This is a genomic window from Rossellomorea vietnamensis, assembly GCF_008180615.1.
In the GTDB taxonomy this organism is placed as follows: domain Bacteria; phylum Bacillota; class Bacilli; order Bacillales; family Bacillaceae_B; genus Rossellomorea; species Rossellomorea vietnamensis_D.
In genome coordinates this window covers 241,666-259,005 of sequence record NZ_VTEH01000011.1, presented here as the reverse complement: position 1 = coordinate 259,005, position 17,340 = coordinate 241,666, and the positions used below count along the sequence as shown (strand labels likewise).

Here is a 17,340-nt window from a genome sequence, read left to right as displayed (position 1 = left end):
TCTGCCTTATGAATAGACCGAACGAAGGAATGTACGCGCTAGACGCCAAGAGACATGGGAGGGTACGTCATCATAAGAATAGCAGAGATCCAAGGTGCATCACATAGGTAATGAGAGTTAATGATTTCCAATTAGCTCTAGCGAAGCGTTAGGATGATTTTACAAATTCTTATAGATTTAGAAAATCCTGATTATTAGTAACAAAGAAAAAAATTTTATAGTTGTTAAAAACTGCTTTAAACGTTGATACTCCAACATTTCTAGAGGGAGGCTCACCGCACGCCCCGCGGAGTCACGCACCTGGAGTGGAAATCAGTAGACATTGTTTATGGGTACGAATCACTCAACCATTTTTGGCTAATTAGATGGTTGTACTTCAAAACAGAATCGGTTACTTAACAAAAGCTCTTTTTCTTCCTCCGTTTTTCTTCATACATATTTTGATCTGCTGAAGTGTACAGTTCATTCATTTTCCCAAGAGATGTTGAGCTTGATGCGACACCGACCGAAAGCATGATTTTGATAGTTCTGCTATATCGATTATAGTTGGCGATTTTTTGCTGAATGGTCTTTCTCACTTCTTCAGGAGAATGCCTGTCCGTATTTTTAATGAGAATGGCAAACTCGTCCCCTCCGATTCTGGCAATGAGGATTTCTTCACTTTGCAGAGTCCTGAGGATTTTACTTGTTTCTTTAATTAGTTCATCACCTGTTCGATGCCCATGAGTATCGTTATAATATTTGAGTTCATCCAGATCACAGAGTAAGAGGGCAACCGGAATGTTTTCCTCCTCATCCAGCTCTGTCGATTGATTTTCAAAGTAGAGCCTGTTGTACAGCCCCGATAACTCATCATGATGAGCCTTATAAATCAGTTCTTCCTGGAGCCGCATCTTTTCATCAATATTCCGGATGACACCTTGAATTGCCGTCATTTCCCCATTTTTAAAAATAGGCGTGGCAAACTCTTCAAAATATTTATAGTTTCCCTCATCATCCTTCCATCTCTGGATAATCGGCTGGCTGTAGTCCAGTTTCCCGGATAACTTTCTATCCAATAACTCCCTGTCGTCAGGATGAAGGAGTTCTATGCTGGTCTGGGCATTTACCATGCTCCGCACTTGAATTCCGCTGCCCAGTATACTGTCAATGGACGGACTTAGATATCTGAACCTCAGTGCCGGCTTTGTTTCACAGTAGTAGATAATATCCTTGGACCTCTCCACCAGTTGATATATCCGTTTTTCATTTTCCCTTGCCTCTGAATTTTTAATATGATCATAGCCTTTGAATAGGAAAATCCCTGCTGTAATGCCGGCTATTAATGTCCATACCTCCATAGTGTTCCTCCTATTACAGGTTATAAGAAGAGATGACTTGTTTCAGGCTGCGGTCGCAGTCTTCTAACTTTTCCGGCCTGCCAAGCAGATATCCCTGTCCAAACTGGACACCGATTGACTTGGCTGCCGCCAGATCTTCCTCCGTTTCAATTCCTTCCAGAATGAAGCAGGTATCTTCCTGTGCAAACTCAATAATCGCTTGAAGCAGCCGCTGTTTTTTTATATTTTTAGATAAATCCATGGAAAAATAGCGGTCAAACTTGATAATCTGCGGTTCCAATTCCAGTACCATCTTCAAAGAAGAATTGCCCTTGCCCAAATCATCCATAGCGATTAAGAACCCTCTTGATTTCAAATCATGAAGCACCTTCCTGAATTGAACGAAGTCATCATTCTGCTCGGCTTCATTAATTTCCAGGATTACTTTTTCAGGGGGAAGTTCTACTTCTTCTAAAAGTTTATGTAAAAATTGAATGAAAAAAGGGTGCTTGATAGTAGAGGGATAAAGATTGACCGAAAGAAAAGGAAAACTTTTGTTATTCTGCGAGAAGTATTCATTAAAAACTCTGATCGACCGCTTAACAGATGCTGTATCCAGTTCATAGAGGATACCTGTTTTCTTGGCATGATAAAACACCAGCTCAGGATTGGAATCAAAATCACAGCGAAACAAACTCTCGTAACCTGCCAGGCTATCATTTTTCAAATCATAAACCGGCTGGAAAACGTTCCAAAACTTTTCGTTCGTAATAATATTCGATAGAGTTAATACCATGTTGTTCTCGGGCTCCTATGCAATTAATTATAATTATGACAAAAAGACCATTCCTCCCCGGAACAGTCTTTAAGACAAGTAAAAATCCGGCAGCTGGCTGGCATTGTCTTCATTGACTTTAGCCCCTATAGCTTTGCGTCGCCACCTTTCGATGAGTTTGCCTTTATCAAATTATTTTTTGAAATTATTTACAAGTTTTATTATATAGGCATTTATGCCCAGATGCAATATTCCTACTCGGGTTTTAGCAACTTCTCTTTTTTTATAGTGATTTCCCGCATATAGTGCTCTTTAAGTTGGGGAAATCCACTCAATTCTTCCTTACCTTTTTCTGTGATTTCATAGATTCCCCGGTCTACTCTTTCAAACCATTTATAGTAATTTTTGCTCAAGATTGATTGAGTTTTAGTTCCGGTCCCAAGTTTAATCAAATCTTTCGGAGCCATCCGGCCGCATTGCTCCAGGCAGCAAGCGATCATAATACAGGTTTCTTTATAAGCAGTCATGATCTTCGTCTTGCTGCTCCCGCCAACATTGTAATCCGCGCTCCGGCCTTCAATCTCGGTCAAGAGCGAATTCCTCCTGCGGCTGCTTGCTTTTTGGCTTTTTATAAAATCAAAAGGCTCAGGATGCTGGATAAATTGAATTTTTGGCACCTTATTGGCAGCCGATACAGTGATCAGCCCCAATTCCAGCCTCCTGACCAGATGGCAAATATCTTTCCAGCGTCTTGATCTCATATTTTTCGGCCTGGGGATCGCTATATATACAAGGTCTGTGAGTCTTTGCCTTTTGGTAGCTTGTATCAGCAAATCAACCGTCAGATTCAATTTAAGCTCCACAATGACAAGGTGTTCTCCTTTTACAGCTGTAAGATCACAATCCTTCACTTCTCCGTTTACCTTATAGCCCTCCCGGGTAAAATGCTTTTGGATGGGCTTATAAAGATCAGCCTCTAGTATTTTCTTTTTTTCATTCATATAAAAACCTTCCCAGTAGTTGTTCGTCAAACGTTTAATTAGTCTATTTCCATTATACCTCACTTTGAAAGCAGCCGTAATACAGAAGAGGCGGTCCATGTGTCACGAATAGATTCAGCCTAATGTCAAATAATATAGCTATTCATATTGCATAGGAGGAGTATCAATTGAATAATAGAAAGGTTCTGAAGGCACTGCTAGGGAGCACGATTCTCTCAACACTTTTTAGTTTTGTGGTCATAGCCCTGACTGTGTTTCATCATTTTCAAATGCAGGATTCTTTAAAGGAAATCGCAGGCAAGGTCGACAGAGGATCAAAACAAGGATAAATTCGATTGGCCAATTTAATTTACTTATTTAACTTAGTAAGTCCCAAGGCAGGAATAATTATTGGAGATTGTGAAATTTCTATTTTTCCGGCTGAAATTTTATGCTTAATTTAGTAACCAGCAAATTATCTGTAAAGTAAGCGCGCTTATTCATCTTACTTTTTTAGCATCTAATGAACATGTCTACTTAATTACTGAAAAAGGCTTAGAGATATTTGCATCTCCAAGCCTTTTTGACTTTGAACTATACTGTAGTACTTGTGTCGTTAGCTAGTTGATTCGGTCTGTGATTTACCATTCTGCGCCGTCCAAGTAAATCCTGAAGAGAACAGGATACTTCAAGTCTTACTCTATTTCAAAATTCACTTCCCCAATACCGGTTTCTACATTGACAGTGATGATGACCTCAGCCGTCTCGAACGCATCATTCACATAAGTGTTTTTGTCGATGGAAGTAAATCCGTGAAAATTGGATGTGCCGATTCCTTCCTCTGATTGAATCCGTACCCCCGCCTCTTTAGGGAGAATGACGGTCGTCTCGCCGATGCCGGTATCTATATCGACATCGAAGCTCTCTTTCCAATCGCCGCTAAGGTTCACATCGACATCACCGACGCCCGCATCGACTTTTAAGCCGGACAGCATCATCCCTCTTAAATCAAGGTTTGTGTCAGAGGCGCCTGAGTTGACTCTAAGGTCTATCGGAGTATCATCAGATAACTGAATGTCCCAGGTATTTTTCACATTGCCAAAACCGGCACTTACATCGATATCCTTCTTTTGTTTAATAACAGTGTCCCCGTTGTCGCCATTAAGTTCGTATTTCACTTGAGGCTCCATGTCCTCATTGTTGTAATGAATCAGCCCTGTTACCCATTCAGCGGAACCTCCGGATACATTCATTTCTCCTGCCCCCAGGCGCAGGTCAACTTCCAATTCTTTCGCATCATCTTTTTCCACTTCAACTTTGTATTCATTGAGAGTTCCTTTTCCAAATGTCTCTGATTCAATAACGCCGCAGCCTGCAGAAATCACTACTGCTGCACCCAGTAAAGCACCAGCCCATAGTTTGTTCTTCATGTTTGTTTCCTCCCAATCGCTCTGTTTATACATTTATACTACAGGGATACAGCCATTGGAAAAACGCACCAGAGATTTATTTTCAGCTAAGTCCTGAGGCGGAGTGTGAGTGCACTTGTCACTAACTGGGTCAGCAGGACTTCAACAGAAGCAGCCTCGGCAGGGCAAACAAGAACAAAAGTGTCAGCGCCTCGTTCAACCCCGACAGGCAAGTCGGTTTCTCCTTTAATTCTCTTTGGGTTATTTGACCCCGAGGAGCTAGGCGCTGAAGCTGAACGTGGAAAACATAGCTATAAGTAATCCACAGAGTGTGAGTTTATAATTTTCTAAGGGGTGAAAAAGAAGTGACCTAAGTCGGCCACCCCTTTCCCTCATATTGCTTTTAATTTTTCATTGAGAGTATTAAAAACTTCTTTTAGTTTTTCTTCAGGAATTGTTTCATACAGGTCTCCAATACTGACCTCATAATAACAGGAGGTATCGCCTGTTTCCCTTAGATAGCCGCTAAGTCCGACTCCGGTGTTTTCATAAATCTCTACAAGTATGGGCTCAAGGTCTTCCTTTGATACCTCATAGTGAACATGAAACATATTGGACACCGGCACTTGTGGTAATGTGGATACCTTCTCGCAGATGTTATAGTGCTCTGCCAATTCTTTTGCTCCGTAGTAATATTGCTCCATTTTGTCAGCCCGCAGATCGTAGTAATAATCTGCACTAACGATGTAAGGATAGAGACTGATCAAATCGCCACCATGACGCCTCTTCCATACCTTGGAGGCCTTAATGAAGGCTTCACTTCCTGCAAGAATGGCCCCGGCGATGCCGCCAATCCCTTTATAGAGCGAGAGATATACACTGTCGAAGAGGCTGCAGATTTCCGCTGCTGTTTTTCTATAAAAAGGAAGAACTTCGAGCAGCCTTGCTCCATCGAGGTGAAGCTTGATACCGTGCTCTTTGCAATAGGCTGAGATGGCTTGAAGTGTCTCAAAATCAGGCAGCTGCCCCCCGATTTCACGCTGCGGCAGTTCCAGAAGAACAACAGCCGCTTCCTGCTTCATATTCTGAATATCTTCCAGCGTGATGACTCGTTCTTTTTCAGCAAGCAATACCGTCTCAATTCCATGAAGCTCTTTGATTCCGTCTTCTTCATGAATCTCCAGGTGAGATAGCGGGTGGTAGGCTGCACGATTCAAGCCTTTCTCGTCACACCAGATTCTTAAAGCAATCTGCTGCGCCATCGTGCCGCTTGGAAAAAACACCGCCGACTCCTTGCCAAGCAGTTTTGCCATTTTTTCCTGGAATGCCTCGATCACCTTTCCGCTTCCATACATGTCACTTTCCATATCATAGTCTATTCGATCGAAGGCCTCTTTCAGCACACCTGCATCCCGATTGCCGTGACCGTTTGTTTTCAACGCTGTTTCTTTGAATGCTTGAATTAAAGTCTTGTTTTCGCTCATCTCTATCTCCTATTCTGGTGACAGTCACGCCCCGGAATTTGTCGAAGGGTTTTCGACATAAACCGAGGTGTGACTGTCACTCCAAAAATTCCTTCAAGCGCTTTTGATACTCTTCTTCCGCAACGGTATAAGCTTCGGTATGGCCTGCTCCGGGAACGATCCAGAGCTCTTTTTCGCCTGATGCTTTCTCGTAAAGGACATTGGCCATTTCAGTCGGTACGAGTTCATCTTGATCTCCATGAATAATGAAAAGTGGAAGATCATTCTTCTTGACCTGTTCTACGGCCGAGGCTTCTGAGAACGTGTACCCAGCTCTAATATTTGTAATCGCACTTGTAACTTCCATTAAAGGAAAAGCAGGGAGGTTATAAATATATTTCAGTTGATGGGCCAGTTCTTCCTCCACTGAGGTGTAACCGCTGTCCGCGATGATTCCTTTCACTTCGGTCGGAAGGTCCTCCCCGCTCGTCATCAGGACGGTCGCTGCTCCCATTGAAAAGCCATGAAGATAAACCTCTTCAGCTCCATACTCTTCTATTAATAGATTCACCCACCTAGTATAGTCCTTCCGATCATCCCAGCCATATCCAATATAGCTGCCCTCACTTTTACCGTGTCCTCTTGCGTCGGGCTTGAGAACGTCATACCCCTGTTCATGATAAAATTTAGTGATGCCGGGCATTTGTTCATTGCTGCCTTTATATCCATGAGCCAGAATGACAGCTTTGCCATTCGGCTTTTCACTTTTTAGAAGTACAGCACTTAAATTTAAGCCATCGTGCGATTTTACTTTTACTTCTTCAAATGTTTGGTTTTCCGTCCACTCCAGGACTTCCTCCAATTTTCTCTGTTCCTCTTCATCAACCATGGTGCTGGCTGTATCGGAACCTCCATACAGCTCTACTGATTCCTCGCTTCGGTTGACCGCTACATTATAAAAATAATTGCCCGCCACAATAAATAAAATCACCAGCAGCGCTGCAATGGTAACGCCCCATTTAAGAACCTTCTTCATTTTCAAACTCCTTTATAAATCAATTATTCTTCTATTTCTTTTTCTGAACATCTCTTTAGAGATTCTGGAACACCATGCGGCAATCATCCGATTCGTTCTGAAACCGATTTTTCTTTTCAGGAGATACCCTCACATGCTCCTTTTTTCCTGGTACATAACTGCATCAGCTTGTTGAAGGAGATCATGAATGCTCGTTGTCCCTTCCTGGAGGGCCGAGCCAATCGAAACAGCTATGGAACTTCCTCCTTCTGTAATCCTGATTACGCTTAGCTCTCTCTTAAGTTCCAACTGTATACGCTTCAGTTCTTCAGCGTCATCACAAAACCCCAGGACAATGAATTCGTCTCCTCCCCAGCGGGCAGATCCAAATACATTCCGCCGCTTCCGATTCAGTACCTTACCGATTTCAACCAGGACCCGATCACCGGCCGCATGCCCGTATTCGTCATTGATCTGTTTAAAACGATTACAATCAATCAGCAGTACAAAAAGCTTCTTTTTCCTACTGTCTGCTATTTTAATATATTTGTTGAACCTTCTTATCATGAACCTTCGATTATAAAGATTTGTAAGGGGATCTCGTTCTGAATAATAATTGGCTTTATCATACTGAAAACCTGTCCAGTATGATATCAGAAGCAGAACTGGATACGCCAGCCAGCCGACGATATCCACGAATCCATCTCTATGAAAATAGTAAATTACATAAGAAGTCTGGATGAGCATCACAATTAAGATGCTCGATATCCGGCCGGTGTATCTCATGATATCACTTCCTTTACCTGACAAGCTCTGGCCGCCTTGCTTTACTGCTTTAAACCACTAAAAGGGACTGTCCCTTTTAGTGGTTTAAAGCACTGTATTACCCTTTAACACTTTACCACGTTAAATTATACAGTATTTTACCATTTCAGTGGTATTCCTTTTACTCAGAATGACCAAAGTTGTAAATCAGAAGTTTTTCATAGGCATTTCCCGGCAGAATGATTTCTTTCTCCAAGTGGAAAGCTGTCTGGTTTTCAAGGAAAAAGATATAATCTTCGGGGGCATAGTATAAAATCAGTTGAATCTCGCGCTCAGTTTCTTCCAGGGACTGAAGGATGTTATTAACGACAGCCATAAAGATGCGAACAGAGAATGGGTTAAAGAAATAGAAAACATTTTCCTCAGGCTGGATCCTGTAATCCTGAGCAAGGCAGTTTTCAAATTGGATAAGTTCACCTGAATCGGTGAATTTGCTTCGATAATTTTTTCTGTTTTCAATAGCCTGTCCATACAGGTATTCGTTCATTTCGACCCCCATGACAGTAGTTTGAAAACGATAATGTATGTAAAAATTCAGCCTTCCGGAGCCACAGCCAAAATCCACTACCCTGTCTGTCTTCTCAAGCTCAACAACTTGGAACAACCTGCCCAGAACCTCATAGGAAGTTGGTTCATATCGGTTATAATGATGAGATTCGTAGGATGATTTTTGAACGGTTTCTGTCTTGATATTCAGCAGCTTATCATTCATAAAAGCTTCTCCTTACCTGCATTTTTCCTACCAGTATAACATTATCCCTTTCACTAACAGACCTGAAATAAAAAGCCACTTCCAAGGTTTCCATCGATCTTCAATCGACAAATTCCGGGAAGTGACTGTCACTCATGTTGCTCCACCGCTGGAAGCGGCCGCATTATTTCGTTTTTGGATGGCATTTACCCCCATCACAACCGCGACAAGCTCCTGGTTGCCCAGTTCGTTTGAATAATTTTCCAATTTATAGGCTGGTGAAGAAAAGAAGCCGCTGACTCTTTCAAAGCTGCAAATGACGGCACCTTTTTCATCAAGGACAGTATAGTCTTTTGAAAAAGCCTCTGATTCGATAGAAAATGTACCTTTACCAAAAGAGTGATACTGAAATCTCTTGCTAAAGAAGGACCACTTCTGTTTCAACTCTCCCATTTCCTCCCCTTCTTTCCCAGAGACAATCCATCTGTTTCCCAAGAAAGGGAATTTGCCGCTCGCCATCACCCGGCCTTCGTTATTCAAAATATCCATACTGGATGAGAATGCGCTTTTCAAGTCCAGTTCTCCGACTCTCTCTTTCTCCGAATTGTATATATCCGTTCTGCCTGAAGAAAAAAAATTGTCTGAGAAGTATAAAGTACCCATGAAAACCCTCCCAATGCTTCTTTCTTATTTATACGAAGCAAGGGGAAGGAAAGTTTCAATTAACCAGGCCTTGAATCTATAATTTATATTAATCAGCCTGAACTATCTGGGATTTTTCCGACTCTTTTCCAGCTATATTCACAGAAGCAACATAATAGGAAGATCCTGGCTCCGCATTTTCGTCATAAAAATTCTTCCGTTCATGGGAGGATATGCTGGCAATGTGCTCAAACTCTTTCCCTTCAGCTTCTTTTTTATAAACTCTGTAACCGATGATGTCATCTTCGGCAACAGAGTGCCAAGAAACGGAACCGAGATCATATTCAACATTGCCGGGGGCATTCGGAGCTGGATATGGATCGTTCTCCTCTTCCTCTACGAGCTCTGTATAGATGACAAGCCTGTCAGGATACAGGTGCTCATCATAATTGAAAGTCCCAGTACATGTAATTAGATTCAGGTTCCTTTCTGAACTAGAGCCGAAAATCTTTTCAATCGGAGCCTCTTCATTCTTGTAGCTTTCTTTTGCCTTGACCTTAAACGTTTTTTCTTTTCCATTCTCATCAAAAATCGTAATGGTCTCCCCGATTTCTATATCTTTTAAATAGAAGAAGATGGCGGGTCCTTCTTTACTGTCTACATGGCCCGCAATGACCGCATTTCCTCTAGCTCCAGGCTTGACACCTCTGTCATACCACCCTGTAATATCCGTTTCTTCCGGAACTTGCATTTCTCCATTATCCAGAAGGCCTACCGGGATGACACCTGTATCGATATCCATGCCCGGGATTTTGATCCGGGCAGGGACAATTCCCTCTTCTTGAATCTTCAACTCATTTTCATATTGGGCTTTCTTTTTCTGTAAAGAGTCAAGAAGAACAAATTCCTCCTCTTTATGGACAATTGGCTTAATTCCCTCTCTCTTTACAGGAGACTTTTCGATTTCTGCGGTTTGCTGCTCCGGTTTAGATTGCGGAATCGTTTTTGGCTCCTCTTCTGCCAAAGCTTGATATCCTATGACTCCCGCAGTCATGACAACCACTGTTAAGGCAGCTAAACGTTTCTTCAACATAGCATTTCCTCCTATTTATAAAGCGTAAGCACCTTGATCAGCCCCGACAGGCAAATGTTCCTGAGAGAAAAAAAGGCGGGGTTTCCTTTTCTTCTCTCAGGGTTATTTGACCCCGAGGGGCTGGGTGCTGAAGCTGGATTGATATAAAGCGTAAGCAACTTGGTCAGCCCCGACAGGCAAATGTTCCTAAGAGAGCAAAAGGAAGGTTTTCCTTTTGCTCTCTTAGGAATATTTGATTGAATAAACTTCTTTTTAAGAAAAGAGGAGAGCATAGAGTACTCTCCTCATTATAGATTACTGTTGGCTGGCAAATTTACTTTTAATCAGATATCCTCCAGCAAGGAGAACTGCTGCTGCAAAAGTAATCCAAGCTGACATTGGCATTGGTTTATCAGCTGCACCACCCATACCTGTATTAGGCATTTGGCTAGGCATTTCTGCTGCTGCAAATTCGTCAGGCATTTGCTTAACAATGGCATCTCCAAGAGCCTGGCCGATTCCAAATGTGAATGCATATCCTTCACGGAAAGTATTCATGCTAGTTTCATAATCTTCTGCAACATAGCTGTCAAACGTTTTTAAAACTTGATCTTCGTGTGTCATTAGTGCTTCAACAGCGGCTTCTTCAGGAAGATTGCCTTCTGTTGCAGTAGAAAGGAATGCACCAAATTCTTTTGTGAACATTGTCAGACTTTCACGAGCTTCTTCAGCAGCTGCATCATCACCAGCTACTGTAGCGGCGACTAGTTCCGCTTGTGCATTAATGTGATCACTTGTCCAAAGCTTTTTAAATTGCGCTGCACCTTCATCACCATATATGGATTGAATAGCTGCTGTATAGTTTTCTGTATTCATATCTTCCGCCCAAGTTGCAATGTCATACTCAGGAGCGCCTTTGACTCCTTTTTGCATGCTCATTGCTGCCAAAGCAAAGTGTTCTGCAGTCAGTTTATTAAGAGTTGAACGCAATTCAGCTGCAGGTGCATCAACGTTTGTATTTTCGAATTTATCCGGCATTTGTGTTACGATCGCACCAGATAAAGCCTTACTGATAGCGAACATTCTGTCATAGCCTTCCATGTAATTTTCATAGTAGCCTTTGTAGTCTTCTTCTACGTAATTGTCAAATGCTTCAATAACGTCTTCCTCATGCGCTGTCAGTACTTCTTTTGCTGCATCTTCGGGAAGGTTACCTTCAGTTGCAGTGCTTAGGAATGCGGAGAATTCATTTACGAATTCAGTAACTTCCGCCTCAGCCGCTTTTCTTGCTTCCGCATCACCAGATTGTGCCGCTTCTACAAAATCATCAGAATAATCAAGATGGCCAGCAAAGATTTCCTGGAACTTCTTTGCTCCCTCTTCACCATATACAGAGGCGATTGCCGGCGTCATATCCAAGGCGTTTTGATTCAGCGCGTCATATGCCTGCTTTTCATCAGGGGCATCGTTGTAATCCTTAACCATAGCGTCTACCGCTAATACAAAGTGTTCAGATAAAAGCTGATCCAGAGTAGTTCGTAAATCCGCTGCCGGCGTAACGACTGTCGGTGCTTCCTCTGCCTGAGCGGCTGCCGGTATAATTAATGATAACCCCAATACTGGTGCTGCAACTTTTTTCATTAGGTTCTTTTTTTTCATAGTGTAATTCTCCTTTTCTATTTTTTATTTTTCTGCTGAGCTAACGAACTCTTTTCCGATTTGGATCACTTCTTTTTCAAAAAATCGAGAATTTTTTTTGAATCGGCCGTAATCCTCCTCGTTTCGAATACTGTTTCACAAAGCTAACGTCACAAGTCTTGGAATGGATCACTTTTCGAAAAAAATTTCTTCATCCGTCCTCTCTTTCATTTCCTTCTCATTTCAAGAAGCTAACGAAGAGACTGTCCGATTGGATCACTCATATAAAAATTTTCCGAGAAATAATCATCCTCCTTTTTGTTTGTGGCCCTTTCACAGAGCTGACGTATTAGAACTGAATTCGGATCACTTCTTTTGCTGTTAAACTTTGTTGTAAGGTTACTCCTGACAAAAGTAATAAGAATGTAATCAGTACAATGTAAAAGCTACCCTGGAATGTTAATCACAAACAATTGAATGTGCTTTTTTACCCGATTAAAAAGACCTAGCAGCTAAGAAGCCTTGCAGCTATTAGGGTCAACAGCTTTTAAAAAATATCATGAGTTTCGAAAACATTTCCTTAAGATTTCAAACTTCTTACAAAGAAGCCTCAGGATTTTTTCTGGCTTTCTGGTGAATAAGAAGAAATCACTTACATTTCCTGTTAAATAGCAGCAAAGTTAACGAAAAGGGCAAAAAAAGAGACCCCTGTAGACAAGGATCTCTTTCTTCAATAACTTGAAAATCTTATTTATGCTATTTCAATCATAATAATCCACCCTTAAAGTTCGGAAGCTAAGACCACATTCCCTTTAGGAGTCTGGCTGTCGGCGTCCGGCTCATGAGATACGGCGACCATATCCCATTCGATGTTTTCGTAGTTCTCATTGAAGCTGAAGACGACCGATCCTCTTCCGTTTTCAATCGTAAATGTACCAGCCCGTTCTGGCTTCTCATCTTTAATCAGCCATACTTGGTATACTTCCTCGTCACTCAAGCCTCTCAAATCTGAAGCCTGGACGACCAGCTTTGTTTCGTCTCCTTGCTTAACAATACTAGCAGTACCTTTCGCATTGCCTTCGACCGCTGCCATTTCAGCGTATTTCACAACTTTATCAATGGATTCCTCTACTTCTGCTGTTTCCTGCTGCTCACCAAGCTGAGTGAAGAAGTAAGCATTTCCTATCAGTGAGACCGCCAGAAGCGCTGCTACAGATGGGAGCATCCATTTGTTCCTTTTACGGGCTGCCGATTGGAAGGATGTTTCCTTTTGATTATCCTCTTTCAGAATACGAGAGAACACCCTGTCTTCCATGCCGGAGGGAAGACTAATTGGTTCGGAAGCATACGGAAGATAATCCTCGAGTTCCCGAATCTGCAGGAGGGCCTGCTTGCATTCACTGCATTCTTCTAAATGCTTTTCAAACCGGGCGTGCTCTATATCTGATAGATGCCCATTGTAATAGTCGAATAATTGATCACAGTGTTGTTCCGTCACTCAAAATGCCCTCCTTTCCCTTGCAGACATTGTTGTAAATGCTTTAAAGCCAGCCTTATTCTTCCTTTAACGGTACCAAGAGGGGTATCTGTGGACTTGGAGATAGCCTTCTGTGTTTTTCCTTTGTAGTAAGCCAAATGGACGATGTGCTGCTGGTCTTCTTTAAGTTGGTTGATGCAGTCTCGAACCGCACTTCCTTTTTCTTTCCATTCCATAATATCTTCCGGTGTCTCATGTGTGACCCTTAATGAGTCCTTTTCAATATATTCAACGGATTCATGCCTGTTTCGTTTGCGGATGGCATCAAGGCTGGCGTTTCTGGTCATTGTCAGAAGCCACGATGAAAATTTGCCTTTGCTTTCATCATACGGAGCATGTTTCTTCCAAAGCTTCAGGAAAACCTCCTGTATCACTTCTTCCGCCACTTCCCGGTCTCCTGTCATCTTATATGAAAATGAATAAATTAATTTTTCGTATCTCTGATAAAGCTTCCGCAATGCAGAGGAATCTTTATCCTGCAAAACTTTTCGATATAAATCTATATCCTTAAGTTCTTCTGACATAAAATGCTCCCTCTATTTATTTGACTTGGATGAAATAAGGATACCCTAACGAATGCACTCAACTCAATTTATTAGTTAGCTAACGAAGAAATAGTGGTTTTGGATCATAAAAGGTTTAAAAATATTTCAGTCTGGGTAAATAAATAAATTTTCTGGAAAGAATAACAGTGCAAGCTCCCTGTTTCAGTACGGACTGCCATAGGTTCCACAGAGAAAACAAAGCGGCTTATCCTTATATTTTCTTCGAGTTATCTGACCTTAAGGGGCTGGTCCATCCATAAAGGAGGATCTTATCACCTTTACAACAAAATAGAGGCTGGGACATAAGTTGGGATAGTAGAAAAATAAAACCGCATGAGTTCAAGGTTTTATACTTGATTTCATGCGGTTCTTTCATTTTAATAGGCTCTATTTGAAAGATGTTGCTTTTAAGATTATTTATCGATTTTTCCTGAACATAGACGGATTGGAGCGGAAGGTGTGCGACCTCCTGCGGGACTAGCGGGATAGGTGAGACCCCACAGGCAAAGCCGAGGAGGCTCATCCAGCTCCAGCGGCCAGCGACTAGCAGATTTCGGTCTCTCTCCTTGCGATAAGTCATCATCGAATCGCGGTCGCTCTCCGTGATTCCTTTATCTCATGCGAGAGCCCTAAAATCTGTACGTCGCTGAACGGCCACTTCCGCTTTTGCTTCACCGCCCGCCCCGCGGAGTCGTGCACCTGGAGCGGAAATCCATTCTTTTTACTCAGCCACAATCTTTGCGAAGAGAGCATTTATTATGGTTTTGTCCCAGCCTCGCTGAAACAATTAATGGAAGAATCCATGCAAGAGGCCAAGCAAGGTAAAAATAATAAGATGGTCTCCAGCAGCTACTGCGAACGATCTCATAGAGATCAAGCCAAAAAGGGTATTTTTTAAATAAAGCAAACTTACCAGCAAACCGATGCCAGCTCCCACTACGGCTCCGTCTGCTAAACTTCCTGCCCCAAAAGCATGGACAGCAAGCCCTGTAAAAAGAGAAGAGATAAAGGCAAGGATCACCGAAACTACATATTTCATCGGGCCTTCGCTCTGACCACTCCCGGCTGCCTTTTTTCCTACATTAATTGAATAATATACTGCACCGTAAATCATATAAAGGATACCGCCGGCAAGAATGCCTGTTAAACTTAATTCACTTACTTCAAACATGTTTTCCCCCCATACCTTCACTTTGGTTCTATGGCCAGTCCGATTGCCCTGATTCTGCAGGAGAAATCCAAAACTCCCCCTTTTTGTACTTCAACAAATTCAATAGGATTGCTTAAATATTTGTATCCTGATTTCGGAAGCCAATAACTGTAAAGTTCAGAATAGCATTCAATCATAATTCCCCTATCCTCATATGAAACTGGATCATCGAACTCGTATAGTGCATAGTTCCCTCCCTTAAAGAACACAGCCTCTTCACCGTGTTTTTCAATTTCACTTAAAGGGACTTCCACCCTGCAATCATAACGATTCTTATCCGGAGGAGTGATATATGGATTGCTCCTTGGCACACCAATCATTGCCGTTGCTTCAGTGATCAGTCCCCTGGATTTTGACCAGGTGCAGAGGCCTTCCCACACAGAAGGAATTCCGCTGACATAAGAACCAATATGGTATCTGTTAATGGTGTGACAATCAGGAATATGGACAACCTTGACTTTGTTCAGATCCAGCCATTTAAAATCAGTATAGCCCTTTTCCAGATGTGCGGCTTTCGTATTATTGCGAAGAAGTTTAGAATTCTTGCTATCCAGATATTCACGTGGAAAATGTTCCAGGTAACCTCCCTCTCTCCAAGCTTTAGGACTGAACCCAAAGTTTTCAGTGAAAGAATAAGTAAAGTAGGAAAGAGAAGAAAATCCGCAAAGGAAGGCAGTCTCTGTAATAGTAAAGCGTGCTTCATAAATTAGCATATGAGCTGCACTTTCAAGCCTCAGCCTTTTAACGTATCCTGCGGGTGTTTCCCCCATTGTTTTCTTGAACAATCTTTGAAAATGATAGGGTGAATAATCTGACACAGCAGCAAGTGTCTCTAAATTCAATTCTTCGGTTAAGTGGGATTCTATATATTCTAAAACTTTGTTCACCTGTTTTTCTGATATATCATTATTCATTATGTATCCTCCCGCGGCATAATATCTTATGGTCCTATTATATAGCAGTTTGCGAAGGTTTCGATTGGACAATCACTTATCATCGAATGTACGCAAATCAATTGACGTAAATCGGCCTAGCAATATCAAATTGAAATAACTTATTTCTGAGAAACAGAAAAAGGAATGGCCAAAACAGCCATTCCTGCACCTTTTAAGCACTTGCCTATCTTCTGCTCCAATCCGCATTTATATCCATATGAACAAAAGGGATATCTGTATCCACTTCCCCCTTAATTCGATCAAGCTTAATATCTTCTCCCTGAAGCCATTGATTAAAATCGAACTCCACAGGTTCACGGTCACCTCCGAGAGCAAACCACGCTTTCAGTTCACTCGGAAAATAGGCAGACGTATGAATCGTCCCGGCCCAGCTGCCGTATAAATCCGAAAAAACCCCTTTATCACTGTCATTGAGAAGCCTGAATGCTGCGGAAGCGTCACGGATGCCATTCTCATTTTCCTGAAGGATATCCAGACGGCGTTTCGAGTCTATAAGGTGATTGCGGTTTTCCTCCAGCATGATTTCAAAGTGGTTCGTACAGGCATTATTCTGGCGGACCCTAACACCGCGCGGGGAGGCTTCCACTATAAAGGTTTCACTGCTGGAATCATGAACAATGTAACTGAAAGAATGCCGGTGGGGAATTTCCCGCAGCATTGCGACTGCTTCTTCAACATTTGCACAGGCTTCCAATACCAGGCGGCCAATCATACAGCAAATGAACCCCTCACCAGGATTCTTTCGGTGCATGAAATTGTAGCCGATGGACAAGCCTTTCTCATTCATTCCATCCATTCTGCCTGTCACACGCTGGCTCGGCCCAATGATGGCATACGCTTGATGATCGGTCGGCTGATACAATGTGTACCTGCCTTCATAAGTCTTGGGGTGGTAATCATAGTTACGGATCAAATAGTTATCACCTGTTAAAATGGAACACCCTGACTTCACATAGTCCAGACGGTAGCCTCCAAACTCTTTCAGTACCCCTTCCATCGGCCATTTCAGTGCTTCTTGCAGTCCAAGCAATTCCTCCCAGACCCCCGGGGCAAACCTTGTGACAGCCTGCTTCACTTCATCGGGATTTATTGAAAAGCGGGGTTTTCGGACCTTCCATTGATTTTCACGGTTGATAACAGTGAGAGAATCTTTGATCCGCTCTCCCTGCATATAGCCAAAATCAAAATGGGTTCCCCGAAATTGGATGATTTCACTGTATATTTCTTTCATATCTCAACCCTCATTCTTATAAAACTTTCATT

Annotated in this window: 17 protein-coding genes and 1 riboswitch; of the genes, 1 reads left to right on the top strand and 16 read right to left on the bottom strand. The window is 42.2% G+C overall.

The features are described 5' to 3' along the window. Positions 1 to 395: 395 nt before the first annotated feature. The 3 genes from FZC79_RS14715 to FZC79_RS14705 form a co-directional block, all read right to left on the bottom strand. Complete coding sequence (locus FZC79_RS14715) at positions 396 to 1,340, bottom strand: sensor domain-containing diguanylate cyclase (protein WP_148947522.1); 945 nt, start codon at positions 1,338 to 1,340, stop codon at positions 396 to 398. A 13-nt stretch (positions 1,341 to 1,353) separates the two neighbouring features. Further along, positions 1,354 to 2,115 carry an EAL domain-containing protein gene (locus FZC79_RS14710; RefSeq protein ID WP_148947521.1) on the bottom strand — a complete coding sequence of 254 codons (762 nt, stop codon included), beginning with the start codon at positions 2,113 to 2,115 and terminating at the stop codon, positions 1,354 to 1,356. An 85-nt stretch (positions 2,116 to 2,200) separates the two neighbouring features. Then, positions 2,201 to 2,287, bottom strand: a riboswitch (cyclic di-GMP riboswitch). 61 nt (positions 2,288 to 2,348) lie between these two features. Beyond that, positions 2,349 to 3,095 carry a DUF2161 domain-containing phosphodiesterase gene (locus FZC79_RS14705; RefSeq protein ID WP_148947520.1) on the bottom strand — a complete coding sequence of 249 codons (747 nt, stop codon included), beginning with the start codon at positions 3,093 to 3,095 and terminating at the stop codon, positions 2,349 to 2,351. 167 nt (positions 3,096 to 3,262) lie between these two features. Between FZC79_RS14705 and FZC79_RS23235 the strand changes: the two genes are divergently transcribed. Continuing rightward, positions 3,263 to 3,424, top strand: coding sequence for a hypothetical protein (locus tag FZC79_RS23235; RefSeq protein ID WP_187442798.1), 162 nt, complete (start codon positions 3,263 to 3,265; stop codon positions 3,422 to 3,424). 345 nt (positions 3,425 to 3,769) lie between these two features. Here the strand turns inward: FZC79_RS23235 and FZC79_RS14700 are convergent, their stop codons facing one another. The 13 genes from FZC79_RS14700 to FZC79_RS14630 form a co-directional block, all read right to left on the bottom strand. Next, positions 3,770 to 4,504, bottom strand: a complete 735-nt coding sequence (locus tag FZC79_RS14700; protein WP_148947519.1) for a toast rack family protein — start codon at positions 4,502 to 4,504, stop codon at positions 3,770 to 3,772. Positions 4,505 to 4,875: 371 nt separating this feature from the next. After that, positions 4,876 to 5,967 carry a threonine aldolase family protein gene (locus FZC79_RS14690; protein ID WP_148947517.1) on the bottom strand — a complete coding sequence of 364 codons (1,092 nt, stop codon included), beginning with the start codon at positions 5,965 to 5,967 and terminating at the stop codon, positions 4,876 to 4,878. 76 nt (positions 5,968 to 6,043) lie between these two features. Then, on the bottom strand, positions 6,044 to 6,982 hold the full coding sequence (locus tag FZC79_RS14685) for an alpha/beta hydrolase (protein WP_148947516.1): 939 nt from the start codon (positions 6,980 to 6,982) through the stop codon (positions 6,044 to 6,046). A gap of 129 nt (positions 6,983 to 7,111) precedes the next feature. Next, positions 7,112 to 7,771 carry a GGDEF domain-containing protein gene (locus FZC79_RS14680; protein ID WP_148947515.1) on the bottom strand — a complete coding sequence of 220 codons (660 nt, stop codon included), beginning with the start codon at positions 7,769 to 7,771 and terminating at the stop codon, positions 7,112 to 7,114. Positions 7,772 to 7,907: 136 nt separating this feature from the next. Beyond that, entirely contained in the window at positions 7,908 to 8,498 is a 591-nt protein-coding gene (locus tag FZC79_RS14675) for a methyltransferase (protein WP_148947514.1), read from the bottom strand. 132 nt (positions 8,499 to 8,630) lie between these two features. After that, positions 8,631 to 9,140 carry a hypothetical protein gene (locus FZC79_RS14670; protein WP_148947513.1) on the bottom strand — a complete coding sequence of 170 codons (510 nt, stop codon included), beginning with the start codon at positions 9,138 to 9,140 and terminating at the stop codon, positions 8,631 to 8,633. An 88-nt stretch (positions 9,141 to 9,228) separates the two neighbouring features. Then, positions 9,229 to 10,212: a class F sortase gene (locus FZC79_RS14665; protein ID WP_148947512.1), complete on the bottom strand. Its 984-nt coding sequence runs from the start codon at positions 10,210 to 10,212 to the stop codon at positions 9,229 to 9,231. A gap of 294 nt (positions 10,213 to 10,506) precedes the next feature. Beyond that, positions 10,507 to 11,850: a copper amine oxidase gene (locus FZC79_RS14660; protein WP_148947511.1), complete on the bottom strand. Its 1,344-nt coding sequence runs from the start codon at positions 11,848 to 11,850 to the stop codon at positions 10,507 to 10,509. A 760-nt stretch (positions 11,851 to 12,610) separates the two neighbouring features. After that, a complete protein-coding gene (locus tag FZC79_RS14655; protein WP_148947510.1) occupies positions 12,611 to 13,327 on the bottom strand; it encodes an anti-sigma factor in 717 nt (238 codons plus the stop codon). After that, entirely contained in the window at positions 13,324 to 13,890 is a 567-nt protein-coding gene (locus FZC79_RS14650; RefSeq protein ID WP_148947509.1) for an RNA polymerase sigma factor, read from the bottom strand. Before FZC79_RS14650 ends, FZC79_RS14655 begins: the two co-directional genes overlap by 4 nt. An 808-nt stretch (positions 13,891 to 14,698) precedes the next feature. Further along, on the bottom strand, positions 14,699 to 15,082 hold the full coding sequence (locus FZC79_RS14640) for a DUF1761 domain-containing protein (protein WP_148947507.1): 384 nt from the start codon (positions 15,080 to 15,082) through the stop codon (positions 14,699 to 14,701). Positions 15,083 to 15,099: 17 nt separating this feature from the next. Next, entirely contained in the window at positions 15,100 to 16,035 is a 936-nt protein-coding gene (locus FZC79_RS14635; protein WP_148947506.1) for an AraC family transcriptional regulator, read from the bottom strand. A 205-nt stretch (positions 16,036 to 16,240) separates the two neighbouring features. Further along, positions 16,241 to 17,308 (bottom strand): C45 family autoproteolytic acyltransferase/hydolase, encoded by a 1,068-nt coding sequence (locus FZC79_RS14630; RefSeq protein WP_148947505.1) that lies wholly within the window; start codon positions 17,306 to 17,308, stop codon positions 16,241 to 16,243. Positions 17,309 to 17,340: the final 32 nt, after the last annotated feature.